Genomic DNA, 19,744 nt, shown 5'->3' with positions numbered 1-19,744 from the left:
GTGGACGCCGCCGAACGGGACCTGCTCGCCGAGACGCTCCGCAAGACGATGACGGCCGCGACGGGGCAGGCACTGGACGCCTCCCTCACAGACCTCGGCTGGGCCGAACTGCTCGCCGAACAACCGGACATCGCCGTCCCGCTCACCTTCCGCCTGCTCGGCGAGACGGGCGCCCACGCGCCGCTCCTCAACGACGTCCTGCTGAATGCGGCGGGCCGTCCGGTCGGCGGCACACTGCCGCTGCCGTACACGGGCGGTACGTGGGTCGTCTGGGAGCGCGACGACAGTGCCGCCGGGACAACCCTGGACGCCGAACTCCCCCTGCACACCGTGCCCGCCGGACCTCCCGTACCGCTCGCCGCCGGCCGTGTCGCGCTGGGCTGGTGGCTGGTCGGAACCGGCCGCGCCATGCTCGCGCTGGCCCGCCAACACGCCGTGGACCGCGTGCAGTTCGGCCGTCCGCTGGCCTCCTTCCAGGCCGTACGGCATCGGCTCGCCGAGACCTTCGTGGCGCTGGACGGCGCCGAGGTCACCCTGGTGGCCGCGACGGACGAGCTTGGCGCGCTGCTGGCCAAAGCGGCGGCCGGGCAGGCGGCGCTGACGGCGGCCCGGCACTGCCAACAGGTCCTCGGCGGGGTCGGGTTCACCGCCGAACACGATCTGCACCGGCATGTCCGGCGGGCCATGGTGTTGGACGGACTGCTGGGCAGCGCAAGGGAGTTGACGCGCGAGGCGGGGGCGCTGCTGCGGGCCGGCGGGTCAGCGCCACGGCTCGTCCACCTGTGATCGACCGAGGAGTGACATCAGTGACCGATCTGTGGAGCGACCTGCTCTCCTGCCTGGACCTCGACACCCGCCCCGATGGCGTGTTCGAGGGCCGCAACCAAGAACTCGGCTACCACCGCATCTTCGGCGGGCAGTTGCTCGCCCAGAGCGTCCGCGCCGCCCAACTCGCCTGCCCGGACAAGGCGGTCAAGAGCCTTCATGTCCAGTTCGCGCGCGCGGGACGACCACAGGAACCGGTGCGGTACGAAGTGACACGTCATCATGAGGGCGGCTCCTTCGCCACGTTGACGGTCGTTGCGCGGCAGACGCAGGGTGTCGCCGCTGTCGCGGCCGTGTCGCTGCACTCCCACGAGGACGGTCCCGACCAACAGATCGCGTTCCCGATGCCTCCGGTACCGGGAGCGGAGCACGACGTGGACCTCTCGCTGCTTCCCTGGGACACCCGGGCCACCGCCGACGTGGACTCGCCGAAGTCGGAGGCGCCCGAGTACGACCTGTGGATGCGCACGCCGACCGTAGCCCCGGAACTCGCCCCGGCGTTGACGGCGTACGCGAGCGATCTGAGTCTGATCGGCACGGCGCTTCGGCCGCTCGAAGGGGTCACCCAGCACGATTCGGGAACGGCGTTCTCGTCTGCCGTCACCGCGCACACGGTGTGGTTCCACCGTCCTTTCACCACGGACGACTGGCTTCTCCTGCGCCACCAGAGCCCGCTGCTCGCCCACGGCCGCTGCTACGGCCGGGGCGATGTGCTCACCGCGCAGGGGTCCCTGGTCGCCTCGTTCGCGCAGGAGGCGTTGTTGCGCTTCCGTACGGTCGCGTGACGGCCCGTCCCCGCAGAGCGCTCAGCGCATGACGGTGCCGCCGTCGACGTTGATGACCTGGCCGTTGATCCAGGCTCCCTCGTCGGACATGAGGTGGGCCACCATGCCGGCGATGTCGTCGGCCCGGCCGTGCCGGGTGCTGCGGGTGCGGGCAAGCAGTGCCTCCAACAGATCGGGCGCCGCGCCCTCTTGAATGGCCTGCGTCAGGATCAGTCCCGGCGCGACCGCGTTGGCACGGATGCCCTCCCTGCCCCAGCGGGAGGCGACATGGCGGGCGAGGGCGTTGATGCCCGCCTTGGTCGCCGAGTACGCGGGGCGTGCGGCCTCGCCGGTGAAGGCCGCAATGGACGAGGTGTAGACGATCGCGCCGCCGCCCCGGGCCAGGAGCTCGGGAACGGCGTACCGGGTGACGAGCATGTGGCCCCGCAGATTGACGGCGAAGGTGCGGTCCCACACCGCGAGGTCCATGTCGACGACGTCGGTGTCCTTGGAGACCGCGCCCATGTCGCCCGCGTTGATGTGCACGGCGTCCAGTCCGCCGTACGTCCGCACGGTGGCCCGCACGAGTTCGCCGACCGAGGCCTCGTCGGCGATGTCGAAGCCCGCCGCGACCGCCTGGCCACCGGCGTCAGCAATGACCGAGGCGGTCTGCCGTGCTCCGTCGAGGTCGAGGTCACCGACGACGACCCGGGCGCCCTCGTAGGCCAGCCGCCGGGCGGAGGCGGCCCCCAGCCCGGTGGCCGCGCCGGCGACGAGAACGACCTTCTCCTTCAAGCCCTCCATGCTGTTCCCTTCACTTCGTCGTCGCTCTCCACCACCGGGAACGGCACCGAGGCCGACACACCGGCACCGGCACCGGCACCGGCACCGGCACCGGCACCGAGAACTCGCCCGTTACGGCGCCGGTACCTCGATGACCGTCGCCGAACCCATGCCCCCGCCGGCACACATCGCGGCGACACCGATGCCGCCGCCGCGGCGGCGCAGTTCGTGCACGAGCGTGACCAGCATCCGGGCGCCGGTCGCGGCGACCGGGTGGCCCAGGGAGCAGCCGCTGCCGTTGACGTTCACGCTGTCGGGGTCGAGGCCGAGCAGTTTCACGGCGGCGACGGGCACGGCGGCGAAGGCCTCGTTGATCTCGAAGAGGTCGACATCGGACGTCGAAAGTCCCGCGCGGGCAAGGGCTTTGGGGATGACCGTCACCGGGGTGAGGCCTGTCTCGGCGGGGTCCGCGCCGACCGACGCCCAGGAGCGGACGACGGCGAGGGCAGGCAGGCCCAACCGGTCGCTGGCCACCACCAGGGCAGCCGCACCGTCGTTGGCGCCGCCCGCGTTGCCGGCCGTGATGGAGAAGCCCTCTATCTCCGGGTGGAGCGGCTTGAGCGAGGCCAGCTTCTCCAGACTCGTGGTGCGGCGGGGGTGTTCGTCCACGGAGAACAGACCGTGCGGTGTGTCGATGGGCACGAGCTCCGCGTCGAAACGCCCTTCGTCGATGGCGCGAATGGCGTTCTGGTGGGAGCGCAGTGCCCATGCGTCCATGTCGGCGCGGGTGAGGCCTGCCCGCACGGCGGTGTTCCAGCCGACCGTGATCGACATGTCCAGGTTGGGGGCGTCGGGGCGGTCGGGGTGCGTGGGCGGGCTCCAGGGTTCGACCCACTCCCCGTCGACGCGGAAACGCTGTTTCGGGGAGGTGGAGGCCGAGTTGACGCCGCCGGCGATGACGAGTTCGTCCATGCCCGCGCGGATGCTCGCCGCCGCGCTCTGCACGGCCGCGAGTCCGGCGGCGCAGTGGCGGTTGTGGGCGAGGCCCGGTACGGAGGTGAGGCCGACGGTCAGTGCCGCGTGCCGGGCCACGACACCGCCGCCGTACAGGCCCTCGCCGAGGATCACGTCGTCGACCGCGTCCGGGTCGAGGCCGTCCGTGGCGGCTGCGGCGGCGACGATGTGGTGGGCCAGGTCGAACGCGGTGGTGTCGCGCAGGGTGCCCTTGACGGCGGTGCCGACGGGGGTGCGCAGGGCGGACACGAGGACTGCTTCAGGCATGGGTGGTCTCCAACTCGGCCAGCAGGGTGCGGCGCAGCAGCTTTCCGGTCTCGGTCTTGGGGAGTTCGGCGCGGAACACGATCGCGTCGGGGGTCTTGGAGGAGCGCAGCCGGTCCTTGACCCACTGGCGGACCTCCGCCGGATCGCCCTCGCCGACCACGACGGCGACGATCCGCTGTCCCCACTCGGGGTCGGGCACGCCGATCACGGCCGCCTCGACGATCCCGGGGTGGGCGACGAGAACGTCCTCTATCTCGACGGGAGCGATGTTCTCGCCGCCGCGAATGATGGTGTCGTCGGCGCGTCCCTCGATGAACAGATAGCCGTCGGCGTCCAGTCGGCCCCGGTCCCGGGTGGGGAACCAGCCGTCCGCGTCGAGGGCGCTGCGTCCGCCGTACTCGCCGGAGATCTGCTCCCCGCGCACGAACACGAGCCCGGTCTCACCGGCAGGGGCCGGCTTTCCGTCGTCGGCGCGGATCTCGATCTCGACGCCGGGCAACGAGCGTCCCACGGAGCCGAGTCGGTCCCGTACGGCCGAATCGTCCGACGCCAGCGCCTCGCGGTGGTCGTCGGGCCCGAGCACGGCGACCGAGGAGGCCGTCTCCGTCAGACCGTACGCGTTCACGAAACCCGTGCCGGGGAAGATCTCCAACGCCCGCTCCACCACAGGCCGTGGAGTCCTGGCGCCGCCGTAGGCGAGGCTCCGGAGCGTGGGCGTACGGGCGTCGCCGGCCGGGACCTCCGCGACGATGCGGGCCAGCATGGTGGGCACGACGAGTGCGTGCGTGACCTGCTCGCGGCGCGCGGTCTCCAGCCACTCCCCCGCGTCGAAGGCGGACAGGTACACCAGCCGGCGGCCGGAGTAGAGGTTGGTGAGCAGGTTCATCAACCCGGCCACGTGGTACGGCGGAACGGCCACCAGCGCCGCGTCGCCCTCCCCCGCCGAGGCGAACTCCTGGGTGTTCAGGACGTACGCCAGCAGGTGCCGGTGGCGCAGGAGCGCCGCCTTGGGCTCGGCGGTCGTGCCGCTCGTGTAGAGGACCACGGCGACGGAGTCCTGGTCCGGGGTCGACTCCGGTGCGTCGGCGGCTTCTTCGGCGCTCAGCAGGGCGTCGAGGTCGGCGGGGCGCAGCACGAGGGCGCCGGGGTGGCGGGCCAGGAGGCGGGCCAACTGGTGGTCGCCGAGGCGGTAGTTGAGGGGGATGAACGGGATGCCCGCCAGGGCGGCGCCGAACAGGGCCACCGGGTAGGCGAGGTGACTGGGGCTCAGATACAGCACGGCCGGGTGGCCCTGGAAGCGGTGCGCGGCGGCGCGGGCGCGGGCAAGCAGTTCCGAGGCGGTCAGGGAGCGGCCGTTCGCCGTGACCACCGGTCGGTCGCCGCCCGAGGCCACCATCTCGAGAATCATGGTTATATTCATGAGAATGCTATTCTCGTCTCACTAGAGCGCTGTTCGCAAGAGAGGAAATCCTTGATGCAGATCAGTGGGAGCTCCGCGGTGGTCGTCGGCGGGGCGGGCGGCCTGGGCGAGGCCACCGTCCGTCGACTGCACGCGGCGGGAGCGAAGGTCGTCGTAGCCGATCTGGCCGATGAGAAGGGCAAGGCCCTGGAGCAGGAGTTGGGTGTGCGCTATGTGCGCACCGACGCCACCTCCGAGGACGATGTCCAAGCCGCGCTGGCCGAGGCGGAGTCGGCGGGACCGCTGCGGATCTCGGTGGACGCGCACGGCGGCCCGGCGAGCGGTGGCCGGCTCGTCGGCAAGGACGGCTCGCCCCTCGACCTCGCGGGCTTTCGCACGACGATCGACGTGTATCTCACCGGCGTGTTCAACGTGATGCGGCTGACCGCGGCCGCCATCGCCCGCCAGGAGCCCGCAGAGGGCGGCCGGGGCGTCATCGTCAGCACGGCCTCGATCGCCGCGTACGAGGGCCAGATCGGCCAACTCCCGTACGCAGCCGCCAAGGGCGGGGTCGTCAGCATGACCCTGGTCGCCGCCCGCGACCTCTCCCCGCTCGGCATCCGGGTCGTCACGATCGCGCCGGGCACGTTCAACACGCCGGCCTACGGCAAGGCGGGCGACCAGTTGGAGGCCTACTGGGGGCCGCAGATCCCGTACCCGAAGCGCATGGGGCTGCCGGTCGAGTACGCGGGTCTCGTGCAGCACATCGTCGAGAACGACTATCTCAACGGCGAGGTCGTCCGGCTCGACGGCGCCCTCCGGTTCCCGCCGAAGTGAGTGAAGTGACCGATCTGAGTGGCCCGTTGAAGGGCAAGGTCGCGTTCGTCGCGGGCGCCAGCCGCGGTATCGGCCGTACGGTCGCGCTGGCGCTCGCCGAGGCGGGCGCCTCGGTTGCCGTAGCCGCGCGTTCCGAGCAGGAAGGTCGGCTGCCCGGGACGATCCACTCGGTCGCGGACCGGATCGTCTCGGCGGGCGGACGCGCCCTGCCCCTGCCCTGTGACGTGAGCGACGAGGCGTCGGTCGACGCGGCCGTCGCCGCCACGGTCGCCGAGTTCGGCGGCATCGACATTCTCGTCGCCAACGCCGGGGTGCTGTGGCTCGGCCCGGTCGAGTCGACACCGCTCAAGCGCTGGCAGCTGTGTCTGGACGTCAATCTGACCGGGGTTTTCCTGGTGACCCGCGCGGTGATCCCGCACGTACGCGCGCGTGGCGGTGGCTCGTTGATCGCCGTGACGACCGGCGGGGTGAGCATGACGGACCGGGGCGCCAACGCGTACTGGGTGTCCAAAGCGGCGGTCGAGCGCCTCTACTTGGGGCTCGCCGCCGACCTGCGGAAGGACAACATCGCGGTGAACTGCCTTGCTCCGTCACGGGTGGTGCTCACGGAGGGCTGGCAAGCGGGTGGCGGTGGCCGGGAGATTCCTCCGGAGATGGTGGAGCCGCCGGAGGCGATGGCAAGGGCCGCCGTCCTCCTCGCGGGCCAGGACGCCACCGGGATCACAGGGACCGTCCAGCGCTCAGAATCCCTTTCCTGAGCGGCAGTTGGGCCTACAGGCGGGGCGCGGCGGCGAGTCGGAGTGCGGGGTCCACGCGATTGATCGGCATCATCCAGGGCACCCGGCAGGCAACAGCGCAGCCACCGGGATCACGCGTGGCTCGCCCTCCACCAGTAGGGATACATCAGATGCTTGCATTCGTGGCTGCCGCGCTCTTCCTCATCGCCTTCATCATCCGTGTCACCGAGACGTCGACCCAGCTGATCTTCAGCCCGACGAGCCTCATGCTGCTCGGACTCGCCTTCCTCGCCGCGCACTCGGCCGGCGTGGGTTCCGGCTGGTCCACCCGAAGTGGCGGACGTCGGCGCTGAGGAAGCCGTGGCCGGCCGGTCACCGGCCGGCGCGCTCCCGCACCGCCGCACAGACCCCACCGTCGACGAGAACGTCGATTCCGGAAACGAAAGCGGCCTCGTCCGACAGCAGGAACGCCACCGCAGCCGCGACGTCCTCGGCCCGGCCCACCCGCCCGAGCGGCGTCTGCTGCACAAGAGCCGCCATGGCGGGCTGAGCCGAGGCCTCCTGCTGCCCCTGAGGGGTGTCGATGACGCCCGGCGAGACGGAACACACCCGGGCACCGTACGGCCCGAGCCGCACCGCCTCCTTCCGTACGAACCGGTGCACTCCGTGCTTGGCCCACGCGTACGCGAGACCGGTGTTCTCGACGGCCGGCCCGAGAGCGTCCCGCAGCCGGTCGAGAAAGTCGTCCCGCAGCGGATCGTCGAGGATCGCGGCTACGACGGGATCGGCCTCCAGATTGCCGAGGAGCGGGGCCATCGAGGCGAAGCACACCATCGCCGTCCCCTCAGTGACGAGCGGGCGGAGCGCATCGGCGAGGCGTGCGGTGCCGACAAGGTCGACTTCGAAGATGCGCCGCCAGTCGGCCATGGTGGGCGAGATCCCGGCAGCGTGGGAGACGGCCCTGAGAGTGCCCAATTCGGCTACTCGTGCCGCGAGTTGGGCCAGTCCTGTCGTATCGGTGATGTCGAGGACGAACGGCTCGACCTCGACCTCCTCGTCGGCGGCGGCCAGTTCCTTCGCCGCGGCGGTCACGGCCAGTTCGTCCCGGTCCACCAGCAGCAGCGTGTCCACCAGGTCGGTGAGCCGCCGCGCGCAGGCCAGTCCCATGCCGCGCCCGGCGCCGGTCGCGATGCCTACGGTCGTCATACGTCCCCTCCTCCGTGACTCCAGAGCTTCTCCAGCCCCGGTTGTGCCACCCGGTCCACGAGTTCCACGAGCAGTCCGCTCGGGGCGCGCAGGAAGGCGAAGGGTGCGCCACCTGAACCGGCCCGGGTCGCCTCGGTCGTGAAGCCCTGACGGGTCAGTTCGGCCGCGTCCGCTGCGACATCGTCGGACCAGTAGCCGACGTGGTGCACGCCTCCGCCTGCCACCGGTTCCCACAGCGTTCCCGGGACACGTCGGACGATCTCGAGTCGGGGCAGTGTCCGGGAGTACGCGCAGCTGATGTCGAGAACGGCGTTTCCGTTCGGCAGCGTCAGCGGAACCGCCCCTCCGATCTCGGCGCACCACTCGTACCCGAACGCCGCCGAGAACTCGGCCAGCGCCCCCTCGAAGTCCTCGACGACAAGCCCGAGATGGAACTGGTCCTCGGCCCTCATGACTCCCCCACCACCCCGGAAACATCATGTTCACCCAGGCGGGGCGGCGGCCCGTAGTCGGGCTCGTACCCCTCGACCCGCACGGAACTGCGCACCAGCCGAAAGTCCCCTGCCGTCACCACGGCCTCCGGCGTGGCCGCCAGCGCCTGCGGCAGCGTCCGTACGGCGGCAGCCGGCACCCCGAGCGGACGCAGCCGCGCCTCCCAAGCCACGGCGGTGTCGCCCGCCAGGGCATCCGTCACAGCGGCCAGCACCTCCTCGCGCCGCTCAGCGCGTTCGGCCATGGTGGGGAATCCCTGGACGCCGGCCTCGGCGGCGAAGGACTTCCAGAAGCCGTCATGGGTGATGAAGAGCGCCAAGTAGCCCTCGGCGGTGGGAAAGAGCTGGGCCGGCACGTAGTAGGAGTGCGCGCCGAGCGGGAGTCGGCGCGGCTCCACACCCTCGTTGAGATAGGCGGAGGCGCGGTAGTTGAGCTGAGACAGCATCACATCCCGCAAGGACACCTCGACTTGGCCTCCACGCCCGGAGACTACCTGGGCGAGGAGCCCCAACGCGGCAGTCAAACCGGAGGAGTTGTCCGCCGAGGAGTAGCCGGGCAGGGTCGGTGGCGCGTCCGGGTCGCCGGTGAGGGCGGCAACGCCCGTGGCGGCCTGGACGACGTAGTCGAAGGCGGGTTCGTCGCCCGCCTCCAGCCCGTATCCGGTGAGCGCGACGCACACGATCCGCTCGTTCCACTTCCGTATCACGTCGTACGTCAGGCCCAGTCGGTGGATCGCCGACGGTTTGAGGTTGACGAGCAACGCGTGGGCGTCGGCGACGAGTTCACCGAGTCGGGCCTGTCCGTCGTCGGTCGTGAGGTCGAGGCGGATACTGCGCTTGCCACGGTTGAGGCTGGCGAAGTAGGCGTCGCTCACCTGGCGGGAGATGTCCCCGCCCGGCGGTTCGATCTTGGTGACCTCGGCGCCGAGGTCGGCGAGCATCATCGTGGCGTAGGGGCCGGCCAGCATGTGGCCGACCTCCAGGATGCGGATGCCGTCGAGCGGTCCGGCCGTCATCGCAGGTCCGCGGCGAGGGCGGCGAGCATGTCGCGGGTGCGGTACTTGGAGGCGACCAGTTCGTCGCGGGTGTCGCCGATGGGCAGTAGCCGTACCGAAAGGTCGGTGACCCCGGCGTCCGCGAACCGCTGGAAGCGGGCGGCAATGGCGTTCTCGTCGCCCGCCGCGCACAGATCGCCGATGTCGCGGGCGTCGCCGTACTCGAGGACCCGTTGGTAGTTGGGCGAGATCTCGGCCTCGCCGAGGATGCGGTTGGCGCGCTCGCGGGCCTCGTCGACCCGGTCGGGGCTGCACAGGCAGACCGGGATGCCCGCGACGATCCGGGGTGCCGGGCGTCCGGCGCTCTCGGCGGCCTTGGTGATGCGGGGGACGACGTGTTCGGCGACCGCGCGTTCGTCGGCCATCCACAGCACGGTCCCGTCGGCCCGTTCCCCGGCGAGGCGCAGCATGACCGGGCCGAGGGCCGCGAGCAGGACCGGCAACGGGGAGACGGGGGCGAGCGTGAGCGGGTTGTGGACGGTGAAAGTGTCGTTCTCGACATCGACCATGTCCGTTCCGCCGAACGCGGCGTCCAGGACGTCCAGGTAGTCACGGGTGAGGGCGGCCGGTTTCTCGTACGGCAGTCCCAGCATGTCCCGGATGATCCAGTGGTGGGACGGTCCGAGGCCCAGTGCGAGCCGTCCGCCCGCCGCGGCCTGGGTCGAAATCGCCTGCCGGGCAAGGGCGATGGGGTGCTGGGCCTGCAACGGCACGACAGCGGTGCCGAGTTCGATCCGCTCGGTGCGCGCGCCCATCAGCGCGACGGCGGTGAGCGCGTCGAAGTCGGTCGGGATCTGCGGCACCCACACGGTGTCGAAGCCCGCTTTCTCGGCCCATGTCACGTCGTCGATCATCCGCGTGATCTTGCGGACCGAGTCACCGCGCTCGGGCCCGATCATCACTCCGATACGCACGCTGCCTCCAGGTATTCGGGTAGCCGCCGGGTCATGGCGAGGTGACGGATGTCAGGGCGCGCATCTTGGCCACGAGGGCGTCGAGCGGCGTGCCCGTGGGGAAGACCGCGACGGCTCCCGCCGAGAGCAGCTTCGGTACGTCGGCCGGTGGGATGGTGCCGCCCACCACGACGGCGATGTCCTCGGATCCCGTGGCGCGCAGGGCCTCGATCACGCGGGTGGTGAGCGCGAGGTGCGCGCCGGAGAGGATGCTGAGGCCGACGACGGCGACGTCCTCCTGGACGGCGACGGCCACGATGTCGTCGACGCGTTGCCGGATGCCGGTGAAGATCACCTCGAAGCCCGCGTCGCGCAGCGTCCGCGCGACGATCTTGGCCCCGCGGTCGTGTCCGTCGAGCCCCGGTTTGGCGACCAGTACGCGGGCGTTCATCAGAACACCACCGGCTGCTGGAACTCGCCCCAGACCGCCTTGAGCGCGGCGACCATCTCGCCGACCGTGCAGTAGGCGTTGGCGCAGTCGATCAGGATGGGCATGAGGTTCTCGGTACCTTCCGCGGCACGGGCCAGTTCGGCGAGACGCTGCCGTACGAGAGCTGCGTCTCGGGTGGCCTTGACGTCGGCGAGCCGTTTCAGCTGCCGGTCGCGGCCCTCCGCGTCGAGTTCGTACGTGGCGAGGTCGGGCGGTGGTTCGTCGGAGACGAAGCGGTTGACGCCGACCACCGGCCGGGTGCCCGCCTCGACCTCGCGGTGCAACTGGTAGGCCTCGTCGGCGATGAGGGTCTGCAGATAGCCGTCCTCGATGGCGCGGACCATGCCGCCGTAGCGCTCCAGGTCGTCCATGATCTCGACGATGCGGGCCTCGGTGGCGTCGGTGAGCGCCTCGACGAAGTACGAGCCGCCGAGCGGGTCCGCGACCCTGGTAACGCCCGTCTCATGAGCGAGAATCTGCTGCGTGCGCAGCGCGAGCGTCGCCGACTCCTCGCTGGGCAGGGCGAACGGCTCGTCCCAGGCGGCCGTGAACATCGACTGGACGCCGCCGAGGACGGAGGCGAGCGCCTCGTAGGCGACCCGGACGGTGTTGTTCTGTGCCTGGGGCGCGTAGAGCGAGGCGCCTCCGGCCACGCAGCCGAAGCGGAACATGGCCGCCTTGTCGCTGCCCGCCCCGTACCGCTCGCGCACGATGGTCGCCCAACGCCTGCGCCCTGCACGGTACTTGGCGATCTCCTCGAAGAAGTCGCCGTGCGTGTAGAAGAAGAAGGAGACCTGCGGGGCGAACTGATCGATCGTCATACGGCCCCGGGCCAGCACCGTGTCGCAGTAGGTGACCCCGTCGGCGAGCGTGAAGGCCATCTCCTGTACGGCGTTGGCGCCGGCGTCGCGGAAGTGCGATCCGGCGACCGAGATCGCATTGAAGCGCGGTACCTCGGCCGCGCAGAACTCGATGGTGTCGGCGATGAGCCGGAGGGAGGGTTCGGCCGGCCAGATCCAAGTGCCCCTGGACGCGTACTCCTTGAGGATGTCGTTCTGGATCGTCCCGGTGAGTTTCGCGCGTGGCACGCCTGCCCGTTCGGCGGCGGCGACGTAGAAGGCGAGCAGGATCGCGGCCGTGCCGTTGATGGTGAAGCTGGTGCTGATCTTGTCGAGGGGGATGCCCTCGAAGAGGATCTCGGCGTCGGCGAGCGTGTCGACGGCGACGCCCACCCGGCCTACCTCCTCGCCGACTTCGGGGTCGTCGGAGTCGTAGCCGCACTGGGTGGGCAGGTCGAGCGCCACGGAGAGTCCGGTGCCGCCCTGTTGGAGGAGGTAGTGGTAGCGGCGGTTGGAGGACTCGGCGGTGCCGAAGCCGGAGTACTGGCGCAGCGTCCACAGCCGTCCCCGGTAGCCGGTGGCGTAATTGCCGCGCGTGAAGGGGAAGTTGCCCGGCGCGGGTGGCTCGGCGGCGATGTCGTCGGGGCCGTAGACCGGTTTGAGGGGCAGGCCGGACGCGGTCCGGACGAGGTCGTCGCCCTGGGGCGGTGTGGGAGGCGTCATCGCAGGAGGTCCTTCATCACCTTTCCGGTGGCGTTCAGCGGCAGTTCCGTCAGGAACTCCACCGTCCGGGGCACCTTGAACCCGGCCATCCGGAGCCGGCTCCACTCGATCAACTCGTCGGCGGTCAGCGGCTGTCGGAGGACGACGAAGGCCTTGCCGACCTGTCCCATCCGTTCGTCCGGTACGCCGATCACGGCGGCCTGGGCGACCGCCGGGTGTTCCATCAGGAAGCCCTCGATCTCGGCCGGGTAGGCGTTGAAGCCGCCGACGATGAACATGTCCTTCTTGCGGCCGACGATCCTCAAGTAGCCGCGCTCGTCGAGCGTTCCGAGGTCCCCGGTGTGCAACCAGCCGTCCTCGTCGATGGCTTCGGCGGTGGCGTCGGGGTCGTTGAAGTAGCCGCGCATCACGCTGTAGCCGCGGACCAACACCTCGCCGTCGTCGGCGATTTCCACCTCGACGCCGTCGCAGGGGGTGCCGACGGTGGTGGCGATGTCCTCGAAGGAGTCGCCGGGCCGGGTGGCCGTCGCTGTCCCCGCCTCGGTCAGGCCGTAGCCCGTCATGATCGAGGTGAAGGGCAGTTCGGTCATCACCCGGCGGATCAGTTCAACGGGGATGTCGGCGGCTCCGGTGACCGCAACTCGCAGTGAGGACAGGTCTCTTGAGCCGCGGTCGGTGAGCAGGGAGTGGTAGAGCGTGGGCGGGCCGGGCAGGACCGTCACCTTCTCGCGCTCGACGAGGTCGAGGACGTGGTCCACGTCGAAGACGGGCACGGGCAGGATGGTCATGCCGCGGATGAGCGAGGCGACCATGCCCGCCTTGAAGCCGAAGATGTGGAAGAACGGGTTGACGATCAGATAGCGGTCGCCCTCCCTGACCCCGGCCAGGTCGCACCACTCCGCGTACAGCCGGAGTGTCTGGGCGTGGGTCATCAGGACGCCCTTGGGCCGGCCGGTGGTGCCCGAGGTGAAGACGATGTCGCTGACCTGCTCGCCGGCCACCTTCCGTTCGAAGGGTGAACCGCTCGCCAGGAAGCCGGACTTGAGGTCGATGACCGGGACACCGGGCGGTGCCTTGAAGTCCAGGCCGAGGAAGCCCTCCTGGACGAGAACGGCCTTCGCACCGCTGCGCACGATGATGTCGTGCGCCTCGTCCGACTTGAAGCGGGTGTTGACGGGCACCACCACACCGCCCGCGGTCATGAGACCGAAGGCGGCGATGATCCACTCGGCGGAGTTGGGCGCCCAGATCGCGACCCGGTCGCCCTGCTCCACCCCGGCCGACGCGAACGCACCCGCAGCCACACGCACCCGCTCGACCAGCTCGGTGAACGTGAGGCGGAGCGGGCCGTCCACCACGGCTTCGGCGTCACCGAAGCGGTCGGCCGCGCTCAGCACCATCTGCGGGATGCTCTCCCAGGTCATACGCCGATCAACCGGGCGAGGTTGCCGCCCATGATCTTGGCCTGGTCGGCCTCCTTCATGCCCTGGAGCGCGTCGATGTAGGAGACCGGGTCGGCGAGGCCCTCGGGGTGTGGGTAGTCGGACCCGAACAGGACGCGCTCGACTCCGACGACCTCGGAGAGGGCGGCCATGTCCTCCTCCCAGAACGGGCTGATGTGGATCCGCTTCCTGACCTCTTCGACCGGGTCGCCCAGGAAGCCCTTCGGCTGCTTCTTGTAGGTGCTGGCCAGTTGGTCGAGCAGCGGCAGCAGCCAGGAAGAGCCGTTCTCGATGACCGAGACCTTCAGTTCCGGGAAGCGGAACAGGGCTCCGTGGCAGACCCAGGACGCGACCGCGTCGGTGACCGGGCGCCACTCGGACATCATCCGGAAGACCTGCGCCTGGAACGGCGTCATCTCCTGGCTCTTGCCCTCCCAGTCGCTGGAGTAGCGCGAGTAGCCGCTGTCGGAGGAGTGCATGGCGACCAGCACACCCGCCTCCTCGACGCGCTTCCAGAACGGGTCGAACTCCGGCAGCGCGAAGGACCGCGAGCCGCCGTAGCCGGGGACCGGGGCGGGCCGGATGAGAATCGCCCTCGCTCCGCGCTCCAGGCACCACTCCAGTTCGGCGATCGCCTTGTCCAGGATCGGCAGGCTGATCACCGGGGTGGTGAAAATGCGGTTCTTGTAGTTGAACTGCCAGGTCTCGTGCAGCCATTGGTTGAGGGCGTGCACGACGACGTGGATCAACTCCGGGTCGTCCCGCATGCGTTCCTCGACCAGGCTGGCGAGTGTGGGGAACATCAGGGTCTGCTGGATGCCCAGGTCGTCCATGAGTGCCAGGCGTGGGCCGGGCTCGCGGAACGCCGGGATCGACCGCATCGGCTCGCCGAACAGCTCCCGGTGCGACTTGCCCTCCGGGTTCCCCTCGCGGAAGTAGTCCTCCCACGCGCCGGGCCTGGCGACGACCTCGAAGGTGGGGTTGGGGATGTAGTCGCTGATCTGACCGCGGATGGCGATCTTCGTACGGCCCTTCACCTGCACGTACTGGATGGCGCTCGCGTACTGCTTGGGCAGGTACCGAGTGAGCGCATCCTCCGTCTCGTAGAGGTGGTTGTCCGCGTCGAACAGTGGATACGGCGGCACGCGCGATGGCATGAGATCCTCCTTCGCAGATTGCGAGAATCCTATTCTCACTCTTGATGGGCGGCAATATCCTTGCGGAGAACGAACTTCTGGACCTTGCCGCTGGCGGTCCGTGGGAAGTCCTCGACGAGGTGCAGTTCCTCCGGCCACTTCTGGCGGGCCAGGCCCGCCGCGGCGAAGTGGGCGCGGAGATCGTCGAGGGTGGGTTCGGGGTGACCGGGCCGCAGTCGTACGACGGCTGCCGCGTGCTCTCCGAGGCGGGCGTCCGGGGCGGCCACGACCGCGGCCTCGGCGACGCCCGGCAGGGCGAGGAGAACCTCCTCCACCTCCAGCGCGCCTATGTTCTCGCCGCCGCGGATGATGATGTCCGCCTTGCGGTCGGTGATGGTGAGGTAGCCGTCCTCGTCGAGCACCCCGATGTCGCCGGTGCGGTACCAGCCGTCCTCGTCGAAGGCCCGCTCGGTGAGAGCGGGATCGGTGTAGCCCAGGCACAGGTCCGGGCCGCGGCTGAGGATCTCGCCGTCGTCGGCCAGCCGGATCTCCACCCCGTCGAGCGCGTCGCCGTCCGTGTAGAGGCGCTTGTCCTCGGGCGCGGTGTGGGCCGAGGCGGTGATCGAGGGGTGCTCGGTGCTGCCGTAGGCGCGGAAGACCGTGATGCCGAGGTCGGCGAGGCGCCTTGTCACCGCGTTCGGTACGCCCGCGCCGCCGAGGCCCGCGTATTTCATGCGCGCGAGGTGGGCGGGCGTGAAGTCGGGGTGGCCGAGGAGGCTCGTCATGTAGTAGGCGGCGCCGCCTCCGACGGTGAGGCCGTCGCGGGCCATCAACTCCAGGGCGAGGCCCGGGTCCCAGGTGTCGGCGAGGTTCACCGGGGAGCCGTCGAGGACGGGGATCAGGAAGGCGTTGACCATGCCGATGAAGTGGCCGACGGGTGCGGAGGTGAGCTGGTCGCCGCGGTCGGGCGGGTAGCGGCCGGCCAGTTGGCGGGTCTCGAAGCCCAGGGTCTGGTGACTGTGCACAACACCCTTGGGGTCTCGGGTCGTTCCGGAGGTGAAGGCGATCAGCGCGGGCGCGGACGGGTCCGTCGGTACGACGCCGGGCAGCGGTTCGTCGGCGAGCAGGTCGTCGAAGTCCCGGCCCACGACGCCGACCACGGGGACCTTCGCGCTCAGCTCGGGGTCGTAGCGGAGATGTCCGAACCGGTCGGCGGTGACGAAGACCTTGGGCTCGACGGTCTCCAGGATGTAGCCGACTTCCTTGCGTCCGTAGAAGTGGACGATCGGCACCACGACCGCGCCGAGGAAAGCCGAGGCCCAGAAGACCGCCGCCGCCTCCATCCAGTTGGGCAGTTGGAGCGCCACGACGTCACCGGGGCGGACACCGCGTTCGCGCAGGCCGGCGGCGAGTCGGCGGGCCGTCAGTTCGACCTCGCCGAAGGCGCCTTCCCAGGGCCGTACCGCCGAGTGCACCCGGAACGCGGTTCCCGGGGCGGCCGTCAGTCCCCGCGTCAGCAGGTCACCGATCGTCTCCCTGGTCCACCAGCCCTCCGCTTCGTAGCGGTCGACGAGTTCAGCGGGGATCGTTCGCACGACAGGAACTTCCTCTCGTCATTGAGAATTGCACTCTCTCAGAGCGAGAAGGTAAATTCCATACATGGGACGAGACCACGGGTTCCACCCGGTGCGGATCACACGGATCATCCAGGAGACGCCCGACACACGGACGTACGTACTCGACGCGCCCTTCCCGTACCGGGCGGGCCAGTTCGTGACGATCAAGGCCTGTGGCACGCTGCGCAGTTACTCCATGTCCAGTTCGCCGGAGACGGACGCCGAGTTGATGACGACGGTGAAGCGGGTTCCGGGGGGCCTGGTGTCCAACTGGATGCACGACCACCTGGCACCCGGCGATGTCGTCGAAACCACGCTCCCCGCAGGGGTGTTCTGTCTGAGAGAGGGTGGCGAGGCCCGCGAAGTCGCCGCTCCGGTGGTGGCGTTCTGCGGGGGCAGTGGGATCACCCCGATCCTGTCGCTCGCCAAGTCGGCGCTGGCCGGCACCGGGCGTCCGGTGCGGGTGCTGGCCGCCGACCGGGACGCCGGCTCCGTCATCTTCGCCGCCGCGCTGGGCGAGTTGGCCGAGCGCTATCCGGACCGGTTCGAGGTCCGGCACCACCTCGACGACCGGCTGGGGTTCGTCACCGCCGACCAGATACGGGAGTTCGCGGGTGGCGACGCCGACGCGGATTTCTACCTCTGCGGACCCGCGCCCTTCATGGAGTTGGTGGAGAACGCGCTTCTCGCCCATGGAGTCGCCCCGGAGCGGATCTTCGTCGAGCGGTTCGCGCAGGCCGCCGATCCACCACCGGCGGACGCTCCCGAACAGGAGGGCACCGTCACACTCGTGCTCTCCGGCAAGCGGCACACGCTCGCGCAGCGCTCCGGCGAGACGTTTCTGGAGAGCGCGCGTCGGGGAGGTCTGGCCCCGCCGTTCTCCTGCGAGGCGGGCAACTGCGCCACCTGTATCGCCCAAGTCACCGAGGGCGAGGCCAAGATGCGCGTCAACAACGCGCTCGACGAGGACGAGGTCGCCGAGGGCTGGGTCCTGACCTGCCAGGGCGAGCCGACCACGCCGCACGTCACTGTCGAATACGAGGACTGAGGCCATGGACGTAGATCTCGAACTCGACGAGGGTCTGGCGGTCGTCACCATCGACCGCCCGCAGGCCCGCAACGCCATCGCCCCGACCACGATGGACGAACTGGACAAGGTGCTCGACGCGGCCGCGGGCGCCAAGGCGCTGGTCATCACGGGCGCCGGCGACCGGGCGTTCGTCTCGGGCGGGGATCTGAAACAGCTGAGTGCGATCCGCACCGAGGAGGACGCGATGGCCATGGCCCTGCGGATGAGGGGGATCTGCGATCGCATCGCGGCCTTCCCCGGACCGGTGATCGCCGCGTTGAACGGGCACGCGTTCGGCGGCGGCGCCGAGGTCGCGGTGGCCGCCGACATCCGGGTCGCCGCCGACGACATCAGGATCGGCTTCAACCAAGTCGCGCTGGCCATCATGCCCGCGTGGGGCGGCGCCGAGCGGCTCGCCCAACTCGTGGGCAAGGGGCGGGCGTTGATGCTCGCCGGTGCCGGGACCGTGCTCGACGCGGCCGAGGCCCAGCGCGTCGGACTGCTCGAACTGGTGCTGCCCCGCGCCGACTTCGCCGAGGGCTGGCGCACCCTGGCCAGATCCCTCGCGACCAATCCGGCGCGGGAGATCAAACGCGTGATGAGCGGAGCCGTCCCGGAGGAGGAGGCGGCCCGCGCCTTCGCCCGCCTCTGGGTGTCCGACGAGCACTGGCAGGCAGCGGAGAGGGTGATGTCCCGTGGGTGACACACGAGTTGGGGCGACCGGGGCGGGCGCCGACCTGGCCGACGTACGAGCGGACACGGATCGTGCGGCAGCCGGCGACGGGCGGGTGCGGGTCGAGTCGAGCCCGGTCGGGCAGATCGTACGGCCGCCGGACGCGACCGATCTCGTGATCCTGTATCTGCACGGGGACCGGCAGTTGTCGGGTTCGCCGGAGTCGGCGGTGGACCTGGCCGAGCGGCTCGCGCTGCGGACGGGGGCTGTTGTGGTGTGCCCGCGCTACCGGTCGTCGTTCCCGGGGGCGTTGGACGACGTGCATGCCGTGTACAGCTCGTGCCAGGCCCGTGGTCCGGTCGCATTGGCGGGTGAGCGGTTGGGGGCCGGGCTCGCGGCCTCGCTGCTGGTGCGGCTGCGGGACATGGGGGCGCAGCAGCCGGACTGCGCGGTGTTGAGTTCGGCGCTGCTCGATCTGACCTTGGACGCGCCGAGTCTGCTGTTCAACGCGGCGGCCGATCCGGGCTTCGACATCGACGAACTCCGGTTGCACGCGGCCCGGTTCGCGGGCGGCGCCGACCGGACCAACCCGCTGCTGAGCCCGCTGCACGCCAACCTGCACGGGCTGCCGCCGATCCAACTCCTGGTCGCCGGTACCGATCCGCTGCTGGACGACTCCCTGTCGTTCGCCGCCCGCGCGGCCCACTCCGGTGTCACGGTGGATCTTCGGGTACGGCCGGACGCGGTGAGTCTGCATCCGGAGAGCGTGACGGCGATGGCCGATTTCATACAGGCGTGGGCCCGAGCAGCACGCCCATGACGTCGCGGATGATCTCGGGGTAGTCGGTCTGCTCCTCGTCGAGCATCCACTGCTGCTGGACCCCTTCGAGCATCGCCACCACGGCGGTGGCGGCGGCTCGGGGGGTCAGGCCGCTGGGGACGCGGTCGCCGTAGAGCGCGGTGAGGTGCTCGACGGTCTGGTCCTGGATAGTCCGGTAGTAGTCGTGGCAGAACCGCTGTGCCTCGTCGCTGCCGGTGACGCCCTCGGCCACGAGAACGCTGTGGATCTGGGCGAGACCGGGGTTCTTGTGGTCGTAGGTGATGACCTCGGCGAGCAGTCCGGGCAGGTCCTCGCCGGCGTCCGTGTGGAGGGCGGCGAGGTGTTCGCGGGCGAGGTCCTCGCGGAGCTGGACGAGGGCGAGGAGAAGCCGCTTCTTGCTCGGGAAGTAGTGCAGTACGCCCTGTCTGGTCAGGCCGGCGCGCTCGGCCACGGCGTCGATGGAGGCCTTCTTGTAGCCCCGCTCGGCGAACACCGCCAGCGCGGCGACAAGGATCTCCTCGTGTCGGGTCGTCGTCATTGAGCACCCCTTTTCCACCACGGCAACACCCACGTGACATTACGGTTGCCGTCGCGATCGGGCGAGTCTTCCGGCCATCACGAAACCATTGACCGTCCAGCGGTGCCGGAGACGTCGTCCCGGTCGG

At 70.2% G+C, this 19,744-nt stretch carries 21 protein-coding genes; 8 read left to right on the top strand and 13 right to left on the bottom strand.

Going from position 1 to position 19,744, the window contains the following annotated elements:
• Positions 1 to 786, top strand: a complete 786-nt coding sequence (locus OO70_RS04005) for an acyl-CoA dehydrogenase family protein (RefSeq protein WP_043664075.1) — start codon at positions 1 to 3, stop codon at positions 784 to 786.
• A gap of 20 nt (positions 787 to 806) precedes the next feature.
• Positions 807 to 1,610 (top strand): acyl-CoA thioesterase, encoded by an 804-nt coding sequence (locus tag OO70_RS04000; protein WP_043664073.1) that lies wholly within the window; start codon positions 807 to 809, stop codon positions 1,608 to 1,610.
• 21 nt (positions 1,611 to 1,631) lie between these two features.
• Here the strand turns inward: OO70_RS04000 and OO70_RS03995 are convergent, their stop codons facing one another.
• The 3 genes from OO70_RS03995 to OO70_RS03985 all read right to left on the bottom strand — a co-directional run bounded on the left by OO70_RS03995 (position 1,632) and on the right by OO70_RS03985 (position 5,061).
• On the bottom strand, positions 1,632 to 2,393 hold the full coding sequence (locus OO70_RS03995) for an SDR family NAD(P)-dependent oxidoreductase (RefSeq protein ID WP_043664070.1): 762 nt from the start codon (positions 2,391 to 2,393) through the stop codon (positions 1,632 to 1,634).
• Positions 2,394 to 2,504: 111 nt separating this feature from the next.
• On the bottom strand, positions 2,505 to 3,653 hold the full coding sequence (locus OO70_RS03990) for a thiolase family protein (protein ID WP_043664067.1): 1,149 nt from the start codon (positions 3,651 to 3,653) through the stop codon (positions 2,505 to 2,507).
• Complete coding sequence (locus tag OO70_RS03985) at positions 3,646 to 5,061, bottom strand: class I adenylate-forming enzyme family protein (RefSeq protein ID WP_199827248.1); 1,416 nt, start codon at positions 5,059 to 5,061, stop codon at positions 3,646 to 3,648. The genes OO70_RS03990 and OO70_RS03985 overlap by 8 nt, the downstream gene beginning before the upstream one ends.
• Positions 5,062 to 5,127: 66 nt before the next feature.
• Here OO70_RS03985 and OO70_RS03980 point away from each other — a divergent pair, with 66 nt between their 5' ends.
• From OO70_RS03980 to OO70_RS03970, 3 genes are all read left to right on the top strand, one after another.
• The gene (locus OO70_RS03980) at positions 5,128 to 5,889 is read left to right on the top strand and encodes an SDR family NAD(P)-dependent oxidoreductase (RefSeq protein WP_043664061.1); all 762 of its coding nucleotides are present in this window, start codon (positions 5,128 to 5,130) and stop codon (positions 5,887 to 5,889) included.
• Between the two features lie 5 nt (positions 5,890 to 5,894).
• Complete coding sequence (locus OO70_RS03975; protein ID WP_199827247.1) at positions 5,895 to 6,647, top strand: SDR family NAD(P)-dependent oxidoreductase; 753 nt, start codon at positions 5,895 to 5,897, stop codon at positions 6,645 to 6,647.
• Positions 6,648 to 6,796: 149 nt separating this feature from the next.
• On the top strand, positions 6,797 to 6,979 hold the full coding sequence (locus tag OO70_RS03970; RefSeq protein WP_043664058.1) for a hypothetical protein: 183 nt from the start codon (positions 6,797 to 6,799) through the stop codon (positions 6,977 to 6,979).
• A 19-nt stretch (positions 6,980 to 6,998) separates the two neighbouring features.
• On the opposite strand, the gene OO70_RS03965 is transcribed toward OO70_RS03970, so the two are convergent.
• From OO70_RS03965 to OO70_RS03925, 9 genes are read right to left on the bottom strand one after another with little or no spacing between them, the layout of a single operon-like run.
• Entirely contained in the window at positions 6,999 to 7,832 is an 834-nt protein-coding gene (locus OO70_RS03965) for an SDR family oxidoreductase (protein ID WP_043664054.1), read from the bottom strand.
• Positions 7,829 to 8,284: a VOC family protein gene (locus OO70_RS03960; RefSeq protein ID WP_043664051.1), complete on the bottom strand. Its 456-nt coding sequence runs from the start codon at positions 8,282 to 8,284 to the stop codon at positions 7,829 to 7,831. The genes OO70_RS03965 and OO70_RS03960 overlap by 4 nt, the downstream gene beginning before the upstream one ends.
• Positions 8,281 to 9,339 carry a CaiB/BaiF CoA transferase family protein gene (locus OO70_RS03955; protein WP_043664047.1) on the bottom strand — a complete coding sequence of 353 codons (1,059 nt, stop codon included), beginning with the start codon at positions 9,337 to 9,339 and terminating at the stop codon, positions 8,281 to 8,283. Before OO70_RS03955 ends, OO70_RS03960 begins: the two co-directional genes overlap by 4 nt.
• Positions 9,336 to 10,292, bottom strand: coding sequence for an LLM class F420-dependent oxidoreductase (locus OO70_RS03950; protein WP_043664044.1), 957 nt, complete (start codon positions 10,290 to 10,292; stop codon positions 9,336 to 9,338). Before OO70_RS03950 ends, OO70_RS03955 begins: the two co-directional genes overlap by 4 nt.
• 31 nt (positions 10,293 to 10,323) lie before the next feature.
• Entirely contained in the window at positions 10,324 to 10,722 is a 399-nt protein-coding gene (locus OO70_RS03945; RefSeq protein WP_043664042.1) for a cobalamin B12-binding domain-containing protein, read from the bottom strand.
• Positions 10,722 to 12,323, bottom strand: a complete 1,602-nt coding sequence (locus OO70_RS03940; RefSeq protein ID WP_043664039.1) for a methylmalonyl-CoA mutase family protein — start codon at positions 12,321 to 12,323, stop codon at positions 10,722 to 10,724. Before OO70_RS03940 ends, OO70_RS03945 begins: the two co-directional genes overlap by 1 nt.
• On the bottom strand, positions 12,320 to 13,747 hold the full coding sequence (locus OO70_RS03935) for a FadD3 family acyl-CoA ligase (RefSeq protein ID WP_043664037.1): 1,428 nt from the start codon (positions 13,745 to 13,747) through the stop codon (positions 12,320 to 12,322). Before OO70_RS03935 ends, OO70_RS03940 begins: the two co-directional genes overlap by 4 nt.
• Entirely contained in the window at positions 13,744 to 14,922 is a 1,179-nt protein-coding gene (locus OO70_RS03930) for an amidohydrolase family protein (protein ID WP_043664035.1), read from the bottom strand. Before OO70_RS03930 ends, OO70_RS03935 begins: the two co-directional genes overlap by 4 nt.
• 35 nt (positions 14,923 to 14,957) lie before the next feature.
• Positions 14,958 to 16,496: an AMP-binding protein gene (locus OO70_RS03925; RefSeq protein ID WP_043664033.1), complete on the bottom strand. Its 1,539-nt coding sequence runs from the start codon at positions 16,494 to 16,496 to the stop codon at positions 14,958 to 14,960.
• 64 nt (positions 16,497 to 16,560) lie between these two features.
• Here OO70_RS03925 and OO70_RS03920 point away from each other — a divergent pair, with 64 nt between their 5' ends.
• From OO70_RS03920 to OO70_RS03910, 3 genes are read left to right on the top strand one after another with little or no spacing between them, the layout of a single operon-like run.
• Positions 16,561 to 17,565, top strand: a complete 1,005-nt coding sequence (locus OO70_RS03920; protein WP_043664031.1) for a ferredoxin--NADP reductase — start codon at positions 16,561 to 16,563, stop codon at positions 17,563 to 17,565.
• A 4-nt stretch (positions 17,566 to 17,569) separates the two neighbouring features.
• Entirely contained in the window at positions 17,570 to 18,289 is a 720-nt protein-coding gene (locus OO70_RS03915) for an enoyl-CoA hydratase/isomerase family protein (protein ID WP_043664029.1), read from the top strand.
• Entirely contained in the window at positions 18,282 to 19,079 is a 798-nt protein-coding gene (locus tag OO70_RS03910) for an alpha/beta hydrolase fold domain-containing protein (protein ID WP_234336697.1), read from the top strand. Before OO70_RS03915 ends, OO70_RS03910 begins: the two co-directional genes overlap by 8 nt.
• On the opposite strand, the gene OO70_RS03905 is transcribed toward OO70_RS03910, so the two are convergent.
• Positions 19,045 to 19,617 (bottom strand): TetR/AcrR family transcriptional regulator, encoded by a 573-nt coding sequence (locus OO70_RS03905; RefSeq protein ID WP_051740610.1) that lies wholly within the window; start codon positions 19,615 to 19,617, stop codon positions 19,045 to 19,047. The genes OO70_RS03910 and OO70_RS03905 overlap by 35 nt on opposite strands.
• Positions 19,618 to 19,744 lie beyond the last annotated feature (127 nt).

The sequence above is a fragment of the Streptomyces xylophagus genome, assembly GCF_000716435.1.
Taxonomy (GTDB): Bacteria; Actinomycetota; Actinomycetes; order Streptomycetales; family Streptomycetaceae; genus Streptomyces; species Streptomyces xylophagus.
This window is presented reverse-complemented; position numbering and strand designations above follow the sequence as displayed.